Origin of the sequence: Namhaeicola litoreus (genome assembly GCF_042679565.1) — a bacterium.
GTDB classification, from domain to species: domain Bacteria; phylum Bacteroidota; class Bacteroidia; order Flavobacteriales; family Flavobacteriaceae; genus Namhaeicola; species Namhaeicola litoreus.
Genome location: NZ_JBHTMY010000003.1, coordinates 561076 through 578493 on the forward strand (window position 1 = coordinate 561076; position 17418 = coordinate 578493).

Consider the following 17418-nt stretch of genomic DNA (forward strand, 5'->3'; position numbering starts at 1 on the left):
AGTTTAAAAGGACAGGCCGGTATAATTACTCGGACTAATATTTTTAAGTTCTTTTTTTAATTCAAATGAAATATCTAGAGAATCTATAAAAGCGGCAATGGATTCCTGATTTATTTTCTGATTCGTTCTTGTGAGACCTTTTAATGCTTCATAAGGATTTGGATAACCCTCCCTTCTTAAAATTGTTTGAATGGCTTCGGCCACTACGGCCCAATTTGCTTCTAAATCTGCTGCGAAAGCTTCTTTGTTAAGCAATAATTTACCTAAACCTTTTTGTGTAGATAAGAACCCAATAATGGTATGGGCAAAGGGCACACCGATATTTCTTAAAACCGTAGAATCGGTTAAATCTCTTTGTAAACGCGATATGGGTAATTTGGCAGATAGATGTTCAAAAACAGCATTGGCTAACCCTAAATTTCCTTCACTATTTTCAAAATCTATAGGATTTACTTTGTGTGGCATTGCAGATGATCCGACTTCACCTTCTTTTATTTTTTGTTTAAAGTAATTCATAGAGATATACTGCCAAACATCTCGGTTCAAATCAATTAAAATAGAATTTATGCGTTTCATCCCATCAAAAAAAGCAGCCATATGGTCGTAATGCTCAATTTGTGTGGTTGGAAAAGAATGGTGTAAACCGAGACCAGTTACAACAAAAGTTTCTCCAAATACTCGCCAATTTATCTCAGGATAGGCAATTTGATGAGCGTTGTAATTACCAGTAGCACCACCAAATTTTGCCGCAAAAGGTACTTGTAACAATAATTTTCTTTGTTGTTTAATTCTTTCAACAAACACGTAGATTTCTTTGCCTAAAAGGGTGGGGGAAGCAGGCTGGCCATGTGTTTTAGCCAACATAGGCACCGCTTTCCAATCATGGGCAAGTTCATCTAATTTAATTTCCAAACTTTCTAATTCTGGTAAGTAAACTTCATAAAAAGCCTCTTTTAGCAAAAGGGGAATGGATGTGTTGTTAATATCTTGAGATGTTAATCCAAAATGGATAAATTCTTTAAACGCTTGTAGTTGTAATTCATCAAGCTTTTCTTTGATAAAATATTCAACAGCTTTGACATCGTGATTCGTAACTTTTTCTATTTCTTTAATTTTCAATGCATCATCAAACCCAAAATTAAGATAGATTTCTCTTAACTTTTTAAAGTTTTTAGGATCAAAATTGGCCAACTGTGGAAGCGGGATTTGGCACAAAGCGATGAAATATTCGATCTCTACTTTTACACGATATTTGATCAATGCCTCCTCTGAAAAAAAAGGTGCTAAATTTTCTACTTTGTCGCGATATCTTCCATCGATAGGAGAAATGGCATTTAGGCTGTTTAAAGTCATCTGTTTTTCAAAAAAATTAAGCTACAAAATTAGTATTTTTAAATGACTTGAATCAACGTGAACTGACTTTGTATGATTTATTGTTTTTGCTCTTTTTCTAATTTTGCGAGAATCATTCTAGCATGACTTACATATCCTGGTGATTTTAATGGGATGTCCTTTTGTAAAATTTCTCTCAGATTGTCTTTTATCCATGTAAATTCATTTGATAAAAAATAGAGAGAATCCATGGCAAATGCTTGAGTTGCGGTTTTTCTATCCGAAATTAACCAATCGAAACTAGCTTCTACGATTCTTTCTTTCTGTGTTGTTGTCAAAATAAAATTGGGTTGGTTCTCATTTTTTTTAGAGACAATACCACGGCAAATTTTTGAAATAGATCTGAGGGCACTTTCGTTTTTAACGGATTTTAGTCCAGTGCAAAAATAATCGAGGTAAGGAGAAATAATATTGGGTTTAGCTAAAAAAACAAGTTCTAATATCCATGCTGCTTTAATTTGAAATAGGGATGAAGAATTTAGGGCTAACATTATCAATTCTTCTATTAATTCTGGATTGGAAAGGACTTCATTGGCTGCATTATCTCGATAAACTCTCTTTGCATTGATAATACCTGATAGGATTGATTCAAGTCTGGTCATTTTTGTTTTCTCTTTTTTTATCTGTTTTTCTGGGAGATAATTTGTAGATCAAATACCCAAATCCTATCAAAAAATGAAGGATAACGATGATCATTACCGTATAATACCAAAAATTCGAACTCCTCATAATTATCATTTCATTTCGAGATTCATTCCAAAATTAGGAAAAAATGTTACTTTTAACTGCGCATTGGGTGTAACAAAGCGCACCTATCAAGAAATTATGAGAATTTGTTATGAAAGAAAAAATTAAAATTGTCTTTTCGTTGTTTTTTTTATTGATCAGTTGCTATCCGCTATTAGCCCAGAACGAGGTGAATAAATTAAACAAGGATGGTGAGCGTGAAGGTGTTTGGGAAAAATATTATGATAATAATAGGCTTAGATATCGTGGAACTTTTAAAAATGGCAAAGAAGTTGGTACATTTAAATATTATTCTGCGGCCTCTTCAGAACATCCGGTAATTATTAAAGAATTTGATTCGAATTCAGATATCGCAGACGTAAAATTCTACACAGAGGCAGGAGTTTTGGAAAGTGAGGGAAAAATGAAGGGAAAAGATAGAATTGGTAAATGGACTTTTTACCATACCGATGGAAAATCAGTAATGAGCGAAGAAAATTACGTAAATGGAAAACTGGAGGGAAGCTATAAAACTTTTTTTCAAGACGGATCTCCAACAGAAATAGCAAATTATAAGAATGGTTTGCTAGACGGCAATTATAAGAAATACGCCATAAAAGGGCATTTGATTTATGATTTTAACTACAAAAATGGCAAACTAAACGGTTTAGCTACCTATTATTCTAGACGTACTGGCGACCTTATCAAAAAAGGTCCGTTTAAAGATGATGAGCGGGTAGGTACATGGGAAAATTATGTTGATGGCGAATTGGTAAGTACTGAGCAACCTGCCATTAAACCCAAAAAAGAAGATTGATGTTCTAGTCAGCTTTTTATAACGTACGGATTGTTTTATCTTTGCACGCTCAAACATCAATGTTATGAAAAGAGTGATTGTTGGCTTGTCTGGAGGAGTTGATTCAAGTGTTGCAGCCTATTTATTAAAGGAGCAAGGTTACGAAGTAATTGGTCTTTTTATGAAAAATTGGCACGATGATTCAGTCACAATTTCCAAAGAATGTCCGTGGTTGGAAGACAGTAATGACGCCATGCTAGTAGCAGATAAACTGGGAATACCTTTTCAGGTCGTTGATCTTAGTGAAGAGTACAAAGAGAGGATTGTTGACTACATGTTTAATGAATATGAACAAGGTAGAACGCCAAATCCTGATGTACTTTGTAACCGTGAGATCAAGTTCGATGTTTTTATGAAAATTGCCTTGGATTTGGGAGCAGATTATGTTGCTACCGGACATTATTGCAGAAAAGATATTTTAGAGAAAGATGGTGAATTGATATATAGGTTGTTGTCTGGACTTGACGATAATAAAGACCAATCCTACTTTTTATGCCAGCTTTCCCAAGAACAGTTAGCTAAATCTTTATTTCCTATTGGTGAATTAAAAAAGGATGAAGTTCGAAAAATTGCCGCTGACCAAGAGCTTATTACGGCAGACAAAAAAGATTCTCAAGGATTGTGTTTTATAGGAAAAGTAAGATTGCCTGAGTTTTTACAGCAAAAATTAAGTCCTAAGGAAGGGATAATCGTCCAAATTCCAGATGCAGATCATTTTTATGTGAAATCGATTCCAGTTTTTAAAAATAAGGAAGATGAATTGTCATATTTATCTACAAAACACAAATATAATCTTGAAGATGGTAAAGTAGTTGGAAAACATCAAGGTGCCCACTATTTCACCAAAGGTCAGCGTAAAGGTTTGGCAGTTGGCGGAACAGTGGAACCACTTTTTGTAATTGATACGGATGTCGAAAAAAACATTATTTATACCGGTGAGGGTAAAAATCATCGCGGTTTATATAGAAATGTTTTGTTTGTTAAAAACGATGATATACATTGGGTAAGAGAAGATCTCAAAATAACAGAAGGGGAATCATTAAAGGTTTTAGCAAGAATTCGTTATCGCCAAAAATTACAAAAGGCGGAATTGTTTAGAGCAGAAAAAGGGTTGTATGTTGTTTTTGAAAATCCTCAATCTGCCATTACGGAAGGTCAGTTTGTGGCCTGGTATTTAGAGGATGAATTGGTGGGTTCCGGTGTAATCAATTGAGTTATGTTTAGTCGAATTACTTCTTTATTTAATATAAAATATCCAATTATCCAAGCTGGAATGGTCTGGGTAAGTGGTTATAAATTAGCTTCAGCTGTGAGTAATGCCGGTGGTTTGGGATTGATTGGAGCAGGATCTATGTATCCTGATGTTTTAAAATATCACCTTCAACAATGTAAAAAAGCCACAAATAGACCATTTGGTGTCAATATTCCTCTTTTTTATCCTGATCTGGAAGAGGTCATAGAAATTATTTTTCAAGAAAAGATCAAAATTGTATTTACCTCTGCCGGAAACCCAAAACTTTATACGCAGAGATTCAAAGAGGAAGGAATTACGGTTGTACAAGTGGTAAGTAGCGTAAAGTTTGCTCAAAAATCTGAAGAGGCAGGAGTTGATGCGATTGTGGCGGAAGGATTTGAAGCAGGTGGCCATAATGGGAGAGAAGAATCAACTACTTTTACCTTGATTCCAATGGTCAAGGAAAAAATTAATATTCCCTTAATTGCCGCAGGTGGAATTGCTACTGGTAGTGGTATGATGGCTGCAATGGCCTTAGGAGCTGAAGGTGTTCAAATAGGAAGCCGATTTGTGGCCTCTGTAGAATCATCGGCACATCAAAATTTCAAAAATATGGTGGTGGAAACTAAGGATGGCGGAACCGATTTGACATTAAAAGAATTAACACCAGTAAGGTTAATCAAGAACGAGTTTTACCAAAATGTTCAAAAGCTATATCAAGCAGGTGCTTCAGTCGAAGAATTAAAAAATTTACTCGGTAGAGCAAGAGCCAAAAAGGGTATGTTTGAGGGTGATTTAGTAGAAGGAGAATTGGAAATTGGTCAGGTAGCAGGACTCATTCATAACATAAAACCTGCTGCTGATATTGTCAAAGAAATTATTGATGAGTTCGAAATTGTACGTAAAAACATTTCAAATTTATCTAGTTTCTCTATTTAATTTTTGAAGAACCGGCATTGGCTTGTTTTCGCTTGTATTCATCTAATAACCTTCTATTAAATTCGTGCTCAGCGTGATGGAGCTGCAGGATTTTCTTAGAGGAAAGAACGGGTTTTAAATCATTGTAAAGATTCATTTTTAATGAAATCATTTTTTCTTCATTATCCATTAAACTTTTTAAATAGGATTCTGCTTCCTTTTCAGTAATAGAATCAAATCCTCCTTTTTCGTTGATAGCTTTTTTTACAGTTTTATAACTTTGAATTTTAACTGCATGCGTTTTGTCTTCGTATTTATTGTAAATAGGCCAAAATTTTTCAGCTTCACTTTTTGTCAAATTCAATTGTTCGGTTAAATAGGCCGTTTTAAAAGCTTTTAATTTTTCGTGTTTGTTTTCTTGACTTATTACAGTCAGGGGTAAAAGCAAAACAATAAATAAAGTTAAAATACTTATTTTCATGGTTCTTCTTGAATTATAATGTCTTCTAAATCTTCTTCTGCTAAATAATCGGCAATTTCGCCGTTAAAACTGAATGAATTAAGGTTAAGTGTTAAATCATCATAAGTATCTACAATTTCTGAGCTCGTCAAAACTCCTGCATTATCGTCAAACCAACTTTCTAAATCTTTCATGCTTATTTCAACTTGCGACTCAGCATTATTTTCTGAACTCAATAAATTTCCGATTGCCAAAATTAAAAAAAGAGAGGCAGCTATCGCCGAAAAATAGAATATCCTCGATTTTATTTGTTCAACATATGCTTTTGGTTGAGGGATCTTAACTTCAAAATTTTCAAAATAATTTTCGGGTACTGTAAAACTATTGTTATGAGCAGATTTCTTTATCAGATCTAAAGGTTGGAGCTCGGTCAATTCAAAATAATTTTCTGGTACAATATATCCAGATTCTTTTGGTAACAATACTTTGTCTTTTCCATTATCTAAAGAAATGTAAGCTTCTAAGTTCTCAAAATAATTGTCTGGAACTCGGAAGCCTTGCTTTTTTTCTTTCAAGAATTTTAGTATGTCAGCCCCAGATTTGTTCATTCTTCAAAGTATTTTTCTATTTTTTTTCGAGCTTGGTGGTACGAAGCTTTTAAGGCACCCACTGAGGTTTCTAATATTTCACTCATATCTTCGTATTTAATTTCGTCGAAGTAGCGCATATTAAAAACGATTTGCTGTTTTTGTGGTAAAAGCGCGATGGCTTTTTGCAACTTTATTTGCAACTCATCTCCATCAAAGTACGGATCATCCTCTAATTGTTCAACCCTTTTCATCTGCAGCATTTCCGGACTTGCATTTAACATCCTCGCCTTGGTATTTAAAAAGTTAATGGCTTCATTTGTAGCAATTCTATACATCCAAGAATAAATCTTACTATCTCCTTTAAAATTTGCAATACTTTTAAATACTTTTAAAAAAGTATTTTGCAGTACATCGTCCGCATCGTCATGATTAATCACAATCTTTCGGATATGCCAATACAAACGCTTTTTATGCGTTTGAACTAAATCTTTAAATGCCAGCTCCTGCGTTTCGTTATTTTTGAGCCGTTCTACCAATAAAGCTTCTTCCAAAACTACTGTTTAATCTTTTGACAATCATTTGATCAAAAGGTTTAAAACATCAAAGTTAAAAAAATGAAATTTGATTAAAGCGACATACTCACTTTAACATTTAAAATGCGCGGACTTAAATAATTAGGAATAGCAAACGATTGATTTGAAGAAACATCCGTGACCCATGTATTGCTAATTGTATTCTGGGCATCGAACATATTAAACACTTCTATTCCTGCTGATAACGATTTAAAACTTCTTAACCATTGTTCTTTGGAGGGCGTATTGATATCTTTGAAAACATATGAAATTCCTAAATCTGCTCTAAAATAATCCTTTAATCTGTTTTGATAATCATATGGGTCTGCATAACTAGGAGAACCTCCAGGAACACCGGTATTATAAACAGTATTTAAATACATTTTAATATTGGGAATTGCTGGAATATAATCCTGAAAAAGTAGGGCAAATTTTAACCTCTGATCTGTAGGTCTTGATATATAACCTCTATTTTCTATGTTTTCTTCGGTTTTGAGATAGCCAAAACTAAACCAAGATTCGGTGCCTTGAACAAATTCTCCGTTCAATCTCATTTCAAAGCCTGTTGCGTAAGCTGTTGCATTATTTTTTGCACGATATCTAATTCTTACATTGTCTATGGTAAATGGATTAACCTCTGTTAATTTCTTATAAAAGGCCTCTGTTGTCAATTTAAACGGTCTATTCCACATTGTAAAACTGTAATCATTACCGAGAATTATTTGTACAGATTTTTGAGCTTTGACCTCAGGATGAACGATACCTAATGAATCTCTCATTTCTCTGTAAAAAGGAGGTTGTTGATAAACACCACCAGCAACTCTAAACAGCATATCACTTTGCCAATTGGGTTTCCAAGTTAATTGAGCTCTCGGACTAAAAACAGTCTGACTTACCTGAGATAATCCTTGGCCTGATACAATCCAATGTTGAGCCCGAATACCTATGTTGTACCAAAATTGTTGATCCTGAATAAAAAACTGATCACTGAGTTGAACAAAACCTAATATCCTCTGGGTATTTACATCGTTAAAAGCCCGAACGTTTTGATAAGGTACTATAGGGCTTATATAGGGAGTATAGGGCTCGTCATTTCCCGGGAAACGATTTGGTGGTCTAACAGCAAAACCCGCGGAATCAATCATTTGCCATTCAATAACTCGGTCATTAAAATCCTCATTTTGATATTTTATTCCAAGTTCTAATAATCGATTGTTTTTTCTGTAATTCAGTTTTGCCTGAAAATTAGAAATGTTAGCTTCCAGTTCATTTCTTGCATGGTCTTGCTGAGTGCCAATTGACTGAATAAAATCAGTATTTCCAAAATCATCAGATCCCAGATCTGTGTTTACATCTCCAATGCCATATGCTGCAATAATGTCGTAATATTCTTGCTCACGAGTGTAGTAAGCGGATGTCGTTAGCTCGAGAGAAAGTGTTTCATTGAAGGCATAGGTTCCTTTTAAGGCACCTGAAAGCGTTTGATAGTTGTCTTCTTCTTTGCCTTCATAATCTACAATAACTGCCACAGGATTCAACAATGTACCGAAATTAGTTTTTCTGGTAAAAGGCGTAAAATTATAATCATTCAAACTCGCGGTTCCCAAAAATTCCATCGAAAATTTCTCTGAAAAGCGATAGGTAATAAATGACTGGAAATCTGTAAAAGCTGGGTTAAAATTAGACCGGGTGTCGTTTTGATCTACAAATAAACTGTTATTTCTATACCTAGCTCCAACCATAATTTGCATATTATTATTCAAGGCAAGTCCTTCGATGGTTGCTCCAAAACCTAAAAGACTAGCGTCGAATTGTAGCCCAAACTTTTCAGGTTTTCGGTATGTAATGTCTAAAACGGATGACAATTTATCTCCGTATTTAGCCTGAAAACCTCCTGCGGAAAATTTGACATTTTGGGTCATTTGAGAATTTACTATACTCAAACCCTCTTGTTGACCAGACCGAATCAAGAAAGGCTTATAAACTTCAATTCCATTGATATAAATAAGATTTTCATCAAAGCTACCACCACGCACGTTGTATTGAGTGCTCAGTTCATTATTAAAATTAACGCCAGGTAAAGTTTTTAAAATACTTTCAACACCTTGATTCGCACCTGGTGTATTTTTTATGGTTTCCGTTTTGACTGTTACATTACCTTGAATTTCGTCCCTTTTATCTTTGACTATAACTTCTTGAATTTCTTCTGATTTATATACTAGAGTGGGAGAAAACTCAATTTCTTCACCAGGCCTAAGTCTAAATTCATATTGCAATTTTTTATAACCAACGTGGCTAAAATTTAATAGAATTTGACTATTCGACGGGACCAAAATCTCATAATAACCTTCCGTATTAGTAACCACCCCTTTAGACCTGTAGAAAACGGAGACGTTTTCTACAGGGTTTCCACTTTCATTAGATACAAAACCTTTAATGACCGTAGATTGAGCCCAGTTTTCAAAAAAGAATAAAGTAAAGAAAAATAAAATGGCAATTTGTGTTTTCAAGCCTAATCCTTTTTTGTGAATGTGGCACTAAAGGTAGCCGAATTATTCACATTGTCGATTACTTTAAGGGTTAAATTATAGTTGTCCTCATCCCAGGTTCTGTCGTTTAAGTCGTAAACAAGCCTACCGGTTTTAGGGTCATATTCAAATAGAGCAAATTTACCGTTAATTTCACCTCGATATGATTTAATCCCTGAGTCTTTATCAGAAATCTTAAAGACAATCGTGCTTTGTCTGTTCAAAACTTGTTGATCTTTAATATTTACCGGTGTAATTATTGGATCATTGGTGTCTTGCATTAGTTTATAGTCGCCTAATTCGTTGTTTTTTGCTGTGAGCCAATCTCCTTTTCTGTAGGATTTTTGATAATAGAATTTGTTGAAATTCTTTCTGGCGATATACATCTGTTTAAGGTCTTCTTCACTATAATTTTTAATATTAAAAGACATAGTGAAATCTCCATGAATTGGAACGGATGAATTGTGGAAACTCGCTATACCATCTTCAAATTTGTAATCAAAAAACAGGTCTTTATAAAAAATATCTTTTGGAAAGAAAGCTTTCACCAGACTATCGTTAATCTCGTTTTGCTTTGCCGCCTGGAAATAATAAGGTGTAATTTTTTCTTTTTTCTTTTTAATAATGGAGTCTTTTTTACCAACTATTTTTAACAACAAATCGGTTTGGTTTCCTTTAAAGTCAAAAGCAGATATTTTTACATTATATTCTGTACTGTCTTTGATAAAAAGATATCCATCGTTAACTAAATTTTGATAAACACTGAGATGGGTATTTGGCTCTTTGAAGCATTTAATCACTCTTTGTTTTTTTTGATCATATCGTTCGAAATCAAAAAAATTATTGATATATCTCGACTCAGAAAAAGAAAATGAATTTACTGTATATTGAAATATTTTTTTATTATTTACCTCCATTTCTAAATTGTAGATACCATTATTATTAATGGCGCCATCTTGTCTATCCGTTACATTAACGCCTAACCCAATTTTTCCATAAGCGTAAATGGTATTGGCGTCTAGATTACCCAAATTATTAGGTTTGAGTACCAGTTCAATTTGATCGGTAATTTGATTAACATGAGAACTATCATTGATAGCATAGGCTATGGCATTCTTAAAAATAGGTGATTTGTGATCAGGAATGGAAATACCAAAAAGCAATGGGTTATGTGGTTCTGCTTTGGAATTTCTTATTTCATAATGGAGATGGGGTCCACCTGAACTTCCGCTATTTCCGCTATATGCAATTAATTCTCCTTTGCTTACAGAAAGTTCATTTGCTTGAGGGTATAACTGAACTTCATAACTTTCCATGGAATATTGTTGTTTTTTGACATAATCTTGAATTGCTGGGGAAAATTCTCTTAAATGACCATAAACGGTAGTATAACCATTAGGATGAGTTACATAGAGCGCCTTACCGTAACTCCAATGAGCTACATTTATTCTGGAAATATATCCTTCGGCCGAAGCAACAACTTTCAGTCCTTGAACTTGCTGGGTTTTAATATCTAACCCTCCGTGAAAATGGTTTGATCTGAGTTCACCAAAAGTTCCTGATAGTACTAATGGTATCTCTAAAGGATTAATAAAATAGTCTTTAGGATAGTTTTGTTGGCCAAAACTATGGTAAATAAAAAAGACCATAAAAAAAACGGGGGAGAGCTGTTTAGTCATAATTCGGGCTAAATTAGTAATTAGCCATTAAAAGAAAAAATATTTATTTACTACATTGATTTACAACAGTGTAACGCAATTTTTTTGTTAAATAAATAAAAGTGTTGTATTATTTGAAATGGTATATTAACTTTGTTGCATATGTTAGATTCTTTGGTTTGATGAATAATTTATCACAATCAGTTGATTTACTGGAAGTCAATGTTTCCAAAATATTATCAAAGCACAATGCTTTGCAGCAATCTTTTGAGAAATTATTGAAGGAGAAAGAAGATTTACTGATGAAAATTTCTCAACAAGAAAAGGAAATTATTGAGTTGGAGGAAAAATTAGATACATCAAGAATTGCGAATGCAATTGTAGGCAGCAAAGAAGATAAGCATGTAACCAAACTGAAAATAAACGCCTTGGTTCGTGAAATAGATAAATGTATTGCCCAATTAAGTGAATGAAGTAGTTATGGACGATAAGCTTAGGATAAAGGTTACAATTGGAGATAGAGTTTATCCATTGACTATAAAAAATGAAGAAGAGGAAGAAGGGGTGCGAAAAGCGGTTAAAAAAATTAATGAACTCGTAAAGAAATTTGAGCAGAATTATGAAATAAGAGACAAGCAAGATGTTTTAGCTATGTGCGCTCTTCAATTTGCTGCAATGAGTGAAGTAAAAAGTATACATAAAGGTCAAGATACCGTTTATGTCGAAAATAAGTTAAATGAGCTAAATAAGGTTTTGGCGAATCATTTACAATAAGTTCTTAAAATACAACAATACTGCCTACATTAGTTATTTGTTTGAAAAACTCAACACGATCAATTTAAAAAGGGTGAGTCAGAAGTGCTAAAGCGCGCCATTTTATGGATACTTGAATACTTTGTTAACCCTAAACTTGTTTTAATGGAGTTTTATGAACCCCAGGCTAATGTGGGCTTTTTTTATACTTAATATTCAAGAAATGGAAACAATTATAGTTGGGATTATCGCACTGGGATTGGGCTTTTTAATAGCCAAACTCATCGAAAAAAATAGAGCATCAAATACTTTAAAAAACGTACAAGAACAGGCAGCTACCATACTCAAAGAAGCAAAAATAGAAGCCGAGGGAATAAAGAAGGATAAAATTTTACAAGCCAAAGAAAAATTTATTGAATTAAAGGCAGAACATGAAAAAGTCATCCTTGGGCGTGATAAAAAAATCAATGATGCCGAAAAGAGAATACGTGATAAAGAATCGATGGTTTCTCAAGAATTAGATAAAAGCAAAAGATTTACCAGATCATTAGAAGATAAAGAAAAGTCGCTTCAACAACGATTAGAATTTATAGAAAAACGCCAATCTGAAATTGATAAATTACACAAAAGCCAGGTTTTGCAATTAGAGACTATATCTGGTTTATCAGCTGAAGATGCCAAAAAAGAGTTATTGGAAACTTTAAAGGATGAAGCAAAATCTGACGCCATGGCTTTTATTCAAGACACTTTGGAAGAGGCAAAATTAACCGCGCAACAAGAGTCTAAAAAAGTTATTCTCAATACAATTCAAAGAATTGGAGTTGAGCAGACAATAGATAATTGTGTATCTGTTTTTAACCTAGATAGTGATGAAGTAAAAGGTAGGATTATTGGAAGAGAAGGTAGAAATATCAGAACCTTAGAATCTACTACTGGGGTTGAAATTATAGTTGATGACACACCTGAGGCCATCATTTTATCTTGTTTTGATCCTGTAAGAAGAGAGATTGCGAGATTGGCTCTACACAAACTTGTAACTGATGGTCGTATTCACCCTGCTAGAATTGAAGAAGTAGTTGCAAAAACTGCTAAAGAAGTTGAGCAAGAAATTATTGAGATTGGTAAAAGAACAGTAATTGATTTGGGCATTAATGGATTACACCCAGAATTGATCAAAACAGTGGGTAGAATGAAGTACCGTTCGAGTTATGGTCAGAATTTATTACAACACTCGAGAGAAGTAGCCAATCTTTGTTCTGTGATGGCAGCTGAATTAGGATTAAATCCAAAAATTGCCAAAAGGGCTGGTCTTTTACACGACATTGGAAAAGTGCCGGATACGGATACAGAACTTCCACACGCAATTCTGGGTATGGAATGGGCAGAAAAATATGGAGAAAAGCCGGATGTTTGCAATGCTATTGGTGCTCACCACGATGAGATAGAAATGAAATCGCTTTACGCTCCAATCGTACAAATATGTGATGCGATTTCTGGTGCCAGACCAGGTGCGCGCAGACAAGTTGTCGATTCGTACATTCAACGCTTAAAAGAATTGGAAGATCTAGCTTTTAGTTTTCAAGGTGTACAAAAGGCTTACGCCATTCAAGCGGGTAGAGAATTAAGGGTGATCGTAGAAAGTGAAAGAGTTGATGATACAAAAGCCGCAGAACTTTCTTTTAATATTTCTCAGAAAATCCAAAATGAAATGACGTATCCCGGTCAGGTGAAAATCACTGTGATTAGGGAGACAAGGGTTGTAAACGTAGCGAAATAGTTTTTATTCCAACATCAATTCTATAAAGTCATAGTAGACTTGTGTTCCTTGGTAAAGCGATTTAATGGCGATATTTTCATCTACATTATGGATGTTTTCTACCTCTTCTCTGGTAAAATATACTGGGATAGTCGCATAACAAGGAATACCTTTTGACCTAAAAACACCCAAATCGTTTAAATTGGGCATGATAACCGAAATTACTTCGGCGCCAGCGTAATTCATTTGGATAGCTTTTTTCAAATTTTGATAATAGATATTCTGCTTGCCTGATGGATAAGTTCTAGGAGTTTGTTCAACAATATTGACTGAAATTGAATCGTTTTTTAGTCTTTTTTTTATGTCCTTAAGGAATTCAGTTTCGTCAGTTTCAGGAAGTAATCTGCAATCTAAATAAGCCTCAATAGTATTTGGAATTTTGTTATATGTGTTATTATCTGAATAGACATTGGTTAGGGTTAATGTATTAGAATAAATTGCCAATAATTCAGGATGTGCTCTAATCTGACTTGCTAAAAAGACTTTAAATAATTTTGGATGAGATAAGAATAGCTTCTCAATCCCTTTTTTATGTTCTCCTAAAGATTTTATAAAATTTACATTTACATCATTAAATATGATTTTTGGCTTTTTGCTAACCAAGTTTTCAAGAGACTTTACCATGTCCTTATTGGCATAATGATGGGGCGTAATGCTTGCATGTCCTGCCGTTTCAATATTTAGTTTTAGATTTAACCAAAGTGTTCTTTTATGTGCTACTGAAATGCCAAAAATGTCATGTTTAAAATCACCCCCAATGATTGTGCTAATTTCTGATGGGCCCTCACCAATAACAACAACTGGTTTAAGTATATCCAAATAATGCTCAGCAACAAAGTCAGCCCCCCCTTTACATTGATTTTCTTCACATGAAACACTAAGAAATGTTACATTATAATTTGAATTTGCTTTATTGATTAACTGAAGAGCCTGAAGTACAGCGCCCAATTGCATTACTGCTGCTCCCTTATTGTCTATAGCACCCCGACCGTATACTTTACCATTTTCAATTTTTCCAGAATAAGGTCCAAATTTAGAGGATTCGCTTTCCATGACAACATCAATGTGATTTAGGAAAACAATATTGGGTTTTTTAAGGTCTAAAGGATGTAGGGAGGCTGCAAAATTGTAATTGCCATTTTCCGTTCCGAAATCTGTAATAATTAATCCATTTTCCTTGCAAACTTTTTTTAAAAATTCACCGGCTTCTTTTTCATTTTCGCTAACAGAAGGAATTTGAATATACTTCTGCAGTAAAACTTCCAAGGTGGAAACTTCATTATTTATTTTGAGATAACTGTAGGGAGATTTTTGCGCATAGCCCAGAGTAAATTGATAAACAAATAAAAGAAAGAGAAATCGAAATTTCATTTTCAAACCATTTTACTATAAAGTTAATACAATTTATATGCAACCGACTTGAGACCAATTTAATTTTGCTAAATTTAATTCAATTTTTATTCTCTTTTATTATGGAGCAATTAATTAGTGTGATTTTAGGCGTTTCATTGGCATCAGCAGTCGGTTTTAGAATATTTATTCCGTTTTTAGTCGTGAGTATTGCTGCTCATTTTGGTTACTTTGATTTAAATGAAAATTGGGAGTGGATTGGCGGTATATCCTCTATCATAACTTTTGCTGTAGCAACTGTAGTGGAGGTATTTGCCTATTTTATTCCTTTTGTCGATAATTTATTAGATACCATCGCTATACCAATTGCCGGTATAGCGGGCTCGGCAATAATGCTTTCTACAATTGGCGAATTTGATCCCTTGATTACCTATTCTCTGGCTATTTTGGCTGGAGGTGGAACTGCCGCTTTGGTAAAATCTGCAACATCAACCTCTAGATTAGCCTCTTCAACGGTTACAGCCGGTTTGGCTAATCCAGTAGTTTCGGCTACAGAATCGGGTATTTCGAGCGCACTATCGTTGTCTGCTGTGTTTGTGCCATTAATTGCATTTATACTTGTCGTTTTAGTACTTTTTTTGATGTTTAAACTATACTCAAAAACGAAAAGAGTAATTAGATAAATCGTAATTTTCTTCCCGTATTCCAATGTTTTTTTTGGATATTTGCAGCGTTTTGAATCATGAAAAATTAATTGAATGAAACCCAATATACCCAAAGGAACTAGAGATTTTGGTCCTGAAGAACTTGCCAAAAGAAACTATTTATTTCAGACCATTTCAAAGGAGTTTTTAAAATTTGGATTTCAACCTATAGAAACCCCTAGTTTCGAGAATTCATCAACCTTGATGGGAAAATATGGTGAAGAAGGAGATCGATTGATTTTCAAAATTTTAAATTCGGGAGATTTTAAAACCAAAGAATTATCAAATATTGTTAGAGAAGTCCAACTTTTATCTTTAACAGTGTCTCGTATTTTTAAGGATGTCTTAAATGATTTGGATAAATTTGAAATTGAAGTAGGCAGAAAGCCAAATTTTTATGAATTAGAGCGAAATAAAAATGAATTAAAAAGTTTCATTGAAGAAAAATACCAATACAGAGTTAATCAGAATATTTCTTTAATCATTGGTTATATTGATTCTCATAAATCAATTGAACGATTATTTCTAGAAGGTAGCATTAGTGAGCTTTTTAAGGATAAAATATTTGAATTTTTTAATAAATACATTGGAATAACGGAAAATACCTCGGAAAGGTTAGAAAATAATGAAATGCAAAAACTTTTCCCTTTCATAGAGGAGGTTTATGGAAAGATTATTGATGAACTGTCTGAATATCGTAAACGGTTTTCTAAGAATATTTCTAATGAAATTTCAGAAAAAGCTCTTCGCTACGATCTAACTGTACCATTTGCGCGATATGTTGCACAGCACCAAAATGAAATTACGTTTCCATTTAAACGTTATCAAATACAACCTGTTTGGAGAGCCGACCGACCTCAAAAAGGTAGGTTTAGAGAGTTTTATCAATGTGATGCAGATGTTGTTGGTAGTGATAGTTTATGGCAAGAAGTAGAATTTGTTCAGCTGTACGATGCTGTTTTTACTGAACTAAAATTGCCCGTCATCATTAAACTCAACAACAGAAAAATCTTAGCGGGTATTGCGGAGTTAATAGGTGAATCTGACAAGCTTATTGATTTTACGGTCGCTTTGGATAAACTGGATAAAATTGGTATTGAAAAGGTGACAGAAGAAATGAAAATCAAAGGAATTTCTGACGATGCCATCGAAAAAGTAAGACCTCTTTTAACACTTCAAGGAGATAATTTTGAAAAATTAGAACAAATTGATGCTTTGTTAAAAGATTCTCACATTGGAAAGAAAGGTGTTGAAGAACTAACCTTTGTATTGCGGAATTTAGAAAAATTAGGTCTAGAGAGTTCAGAGTTATTACTCGATATAACCTTGGCGAGAGGGTTGAACTATTATACAGGTGCAATTTTTGAAGTTCAGGCAAAAAATGTGGAAATGGGCTCCGTGGGAGGAGGAGGAAGGTATGATGATTTAACTGGTATTTTTGGCTTGAAAGGAATTAGCGGTGTTGGTATTTCATTTGGTTTAGACAGGATTTATTTGGTTTTAGAGGAACTTAATTTATTTGAAAAAGTAAAGATACCAAAACCTAAAGCGTTGTTTATTAATTTTGGAGAAGACGAAGCTTTATATAGTTTAAAAGCCATCAAAAGACTAAGATTTCTGGGTATATCCTCAGAGTTATTTCCAAATGCAGACAAACTTAAAAAGCAGTTGAATTACGCTAACAAAAGAGAAATTGAATACGTGGTAATGGCTGGGGTTGAAGAAATTGAAAAAGGAATTTACACCCTAAAAAATATGATTCGAGGTGATCAAACAAATTGTGATTTGAATGATTTGGCTTTGATGTTAGGAAATAAATAAAAATTACAGTTTAAGTTGTATTTTTGTAGGCTAAAGTAAA

Annotated in this window: 16 protein-coding genes and 1 other RNA gene; 9 read left to right on the plus strand and 8 right to left on the minus strand. The window is 33.8% G+C overall.

Annotation, left to right across the window (positions count from 1 at the left end; genetic code table 11):
* Positions 1-3: 3 nt before the first annotated feature.
* Together purB and ACFQ39_RS09780 are read right to left on the minus strand one after the other, a co-directional pair.
* Entirely contained in the window at positions 4-1353 is a 1350-nt protein-coding gene (purB, locus tag ACFQ39_RS09775) for an adenylosuccinate lyase (RefSeq protein ID WP_377178526.1), read from the minus strand.
* Between the two features lie 77 nt (positions 1354-1430).
* Positions 1431-1994 carry a hypothetical protein gene (locus ACFQ39_RS09780; RefSeq protein ID WP_377178528.1) on the minus strand — a complete coding sequence of 188 codons (564 nt, stop codon included), beginning with the start codon at positions 1992-1994 and terminating at the stop codon, positions 1431-1433.
* Positions 1995-2230: 236 nt separating this feature from the next.
* Here ACFQ39_RS09780 and ACFQ39_RS09785 point away from each other — a divergent pair, with 236 nt between their 5' ends.
* The 3 genes from ACFQ39_RS09785 to ACFQ39_RS09795 all read left to right on the plus strand — a co-directional run bounded on the left by ACFQ39_RS09785 (position 2231) and on the right by ACFQ39_RS09795 (position 5147).
* Positions 2231-2935 carry a toxin-antitoxin system YwqK family antitoxin gene (locus ACFQ39_RS09785; protein ID WP_377178530.1) on the plus strand — a complete coding sequence of 235 codons (705 nt, stop codon included), beginning with the start codon at positions 2231-2233 and terminating at the stop codon, positions 2933-2935.
* Between the two features lie 64 nt (positions 2936-2999).
* Entirely contained in the window at positions 3000-4187 is a 1188-nt protein-coding gene (gene mnmA, locus ACFQ39_RS09790; RefSeq protein WP_377178532.1) for a tRNA 2-thiouridine(34) synthase MnmA, read from the plus strand.
* Between the two features lie 3 nt (positions 4188-4190).
* Positions 4191-5147, plus strand: a complete 957-nt coding sequence (locus tag ACFQ39_RS09795; protein ID WP_377178534.1) for an NAD(P)H-dependent flavin oxidoreductase — start codon at positions 4191-4193, stop codon at positions 5145-5147.
* On the opposite strand, the gene ACFQ39_RS09800 is transcribed toward ACFQ39_RS09795, so the two are convergent.
* The 5 genes from ACFQ39_RS09800 to ACFQ39_RS09820 all read right to left on the minus strand — a co-directional run bounded on the left by ACFQ39_RS09800 (position 5140) and on the right by ACFQ39_RS09820 (position 10955).
* Positions 5140-5607, minus strand: a complete 468-nt coding sequence (locus tag ACFQ39_RS09800; protein ID WP_377178536.1) for a sensor of ECF-type sigma factor — start codon at positions 5605-5607, stop codon at positions 5140-5142. The two genes, ACFQ39_RS09795 and ACFQ39_RS09800, sit on opposite strands and share 8 nt — an antisense overlap.
* Positions 5604-6161 carry a hypothetical protein gene (locus ACFQ39_RS09805; RefSeq protein ID WP_377178538.1) on the minus strand — a complete coding sequence of 186 codons (558 nt, stop codon included), beginning with the start codon at positions 6159-6161 and terminating at the stop codon, positions 5604-5606. The genes ACFQ39_RS09800 and ACFQ39_RS09805 overlap by 4 nt, the downstream gene beginning before the upstream one ends.
* Before the next feature lie 29 nt (positions 6162-6190).
* Complete coding sequence (locus ACFQ39_RS09810) at positions 6191-6727, minus strand: RNA polymerase sigma factor (RefSeq protein WP_377178540.1); 537 nt, start codon at positions 6725-6727, stop codon at positions 6191-6193.
* 74 nt (positions 6728-6801) lie between these two features.
* Positions 6802-9258, minus strand: a complete 2457-nt coding sequence (locus ACFQ39_RS09815; protein WP_377178542.1) for a TonB-dependent receptor — start codon at positions 9256-9258, stop codon at positions 6802-6804.
* A gap of 2 nt (positions 9259-9260) precedes the next feature.
* Positions 9261-10955 (minus strand): M23 family metallopeptidase, encoded by a 1695-nt coding sequence (locus ACFQ39_RS09820; RefSeq protein ID WP_377178544.1) that lies wholly within the window; start codon positions 10953-10955, stop codon positions 9261-9263.
* A 113-nt stretch (positions 10956-11068) separates the two neighbouring features.
* Here ACFQ39_RS09820 and ACFQ39_RS09825 point away from each other — a divergent pair, with 113 nt between their 5' ends.
* From ACFQ39_RS09825 to rny, 4 genes are all read left to right on the plus strand, one after another.
* Complete coding sequence (locus tag ACFQ39_RS09825; RefSeq protein ID WP_377178546.1) at positions 11069-11407, plus strand: hypothetical protein; 339 nt, start codon at positions 11069-11071, stop codon at positions 11405-11407.
* Positions 11408-11414: 7 nt separating this feature from the next.
* Positions 11415-11708, plus strand: coding sequence for a cell division protein ZapA (locus ACFQ39_RS09830; protein ID WP_377178548.1), 294 nt, complete (start codon positions 11415-11417; stop codon positions 11706-11708).
* A gap of 48 nt (positions 11709-11756) precedes the next feature.
* Positions 11757-11861, plus strand: a non-coding RNA gene (gene ssrS / locus ACFQ39_RS09835) — 6S RNA.
* Between the two features lie 49 nt (positions 11862-11910).
* Entirely contained in the window at positions 11911-13464 is a 1554-nt protein-coding gene (gene rny, locus ACFQ39_RS09840) for a ribonuclease Y (RefSeq protein WP_377178550.1), read from the plus strand.
* Between the two features lie 3 nt (positions 13465-13467).
* Here rny and ACFQ39_RS09845 read toward each other — a convergent pair whose 3' ends face one another.
* A complete protein-coding gene (locus ACFQ39_RS09845) occupies positions 13468-14874 on the minus strand; it encodes a M20/M25/M40 family metallo-hydrolase (protein ID WP_377178552.1) in 1407 nt (468 codons plus the stop codon).
* Between the two features lie 101 nt (positions 14875-14975).
* On the opposite strand from ACFQ39_RS09845, the gene ACFQ39_RS09850 reads away from it, so the two are divergent.
* Positions 14976-15536 carry a DUF4126 domain-containing protein gene (locus ACFQ39_RS09850; RefSeq protein ID WP_377178553.1) on the plus strand — a complete coding sequence of 187 codons (561 nt, stop codon included), beginning with the start codon at positions 14976-14978 and terminating at the stop codon, positions 15534-15536.
* A gap of 75 nt (positions 15537-15611) precedes the next feature.
* Positions 15612-17378: a histidine--tRNA ligase gene (gene hisS / locus ACFQ39_RS09855; protein WP_377178555.1), complete on the plus strand. Its 1767-nt coding sequence runs from the start codon at positions 15612-15614 to the stop codon at positions 17376-17378.
* Positions 17379-17418 lie beyond the last annotated feature (40 nt).

Excerpts from the sequence above, each read along its gene's own strand:
- ACFQ39_RS09850 (WP_377178553.1), top strand. The coding sequence starts at position 14,976 with ATGGAGCAATTAATTAGTGTGATTTTAGGCGTTTCATTGGCATCAGCA.
- ACFQ39_RS09820 (WP_377178544.1), bottom strand. The coding sequence starts at position 10,955 with ATGACTAAACAGCTCTCCCCCGTTTTTTTTATGGTCTTTTTTATTTAC.
- ACFQ39_RS09795 (WP_377178534.1), top strand. The coding sequence starts at position 4,191 with ATGTTTAGTCGAATTACTTCTTTATTTAATATAAAATATCCAATTATC.
- ACFQ39_RS09785 (WP_377178530.1), top strand. The coding sequence starts at position 2,231 with ATGAAAGAAAAAATTAAAATTGTCTTTTCGTTGTTTTTTTTATTGATC.
- ACFQ39_RS09800 (WP_377178536.1), bottom strand. The coding sequence starts at position 5,607 with ATGAAAATAAGTATTTTAACTTTATTTATTGTTTTGCTTTTACCCCTG.
- ACFQ39_RS09780 (WP_377178528.1), bottom strand. The coding sequence starts at position 1,994 with ATGACCAGACTTGAATCAATCCTATCAGGTATTATCAATGCAAAGAGA.
- ACFQ39_RS09830 (WP_377178548.1), top strand. The coding sequence starts at position 11,415 with ATGGACGATAAGCTTAGGATAAAGGTTACAATTGGAGATAGAGTTTAT.
- purB (WP_377178526.1), bottom strand. The coding sequence starts at position 1,353 with ATGACTTTAAACAGCCTAAATGCCATTTCTCCTATCGATGGAAGATAT.
- mnmA (WP_377178532.1), top strand. The coding sequence starts at position 3,000 with ATGAAAAGAGTGATTGTTGGCTTGTCTGGAGGAGTTGATTCAAGTGTT.
- hisS (WP_377178555.1), top strand. The coding sequence starts at position 15,612 with ATGAAACCCAATATACCCAAAGGAACTAGAGATTTTGGTCCTGAAGAA.
- rny (WP_377178550.1), top strand. The coding sequence starts at position 11,911 with ATGGAAACAATTATAGTTGGGATTATCGCACTGGGATTGGGCTTTTTA.
- ACFQ39_RS09845 (WP_377178552.1), bottom strand. The coding sequence starts at position 14,874 with ATGAAATTTCGATTTCTCTTTCTTTTATTTGTTTATCAATTTACTCTG.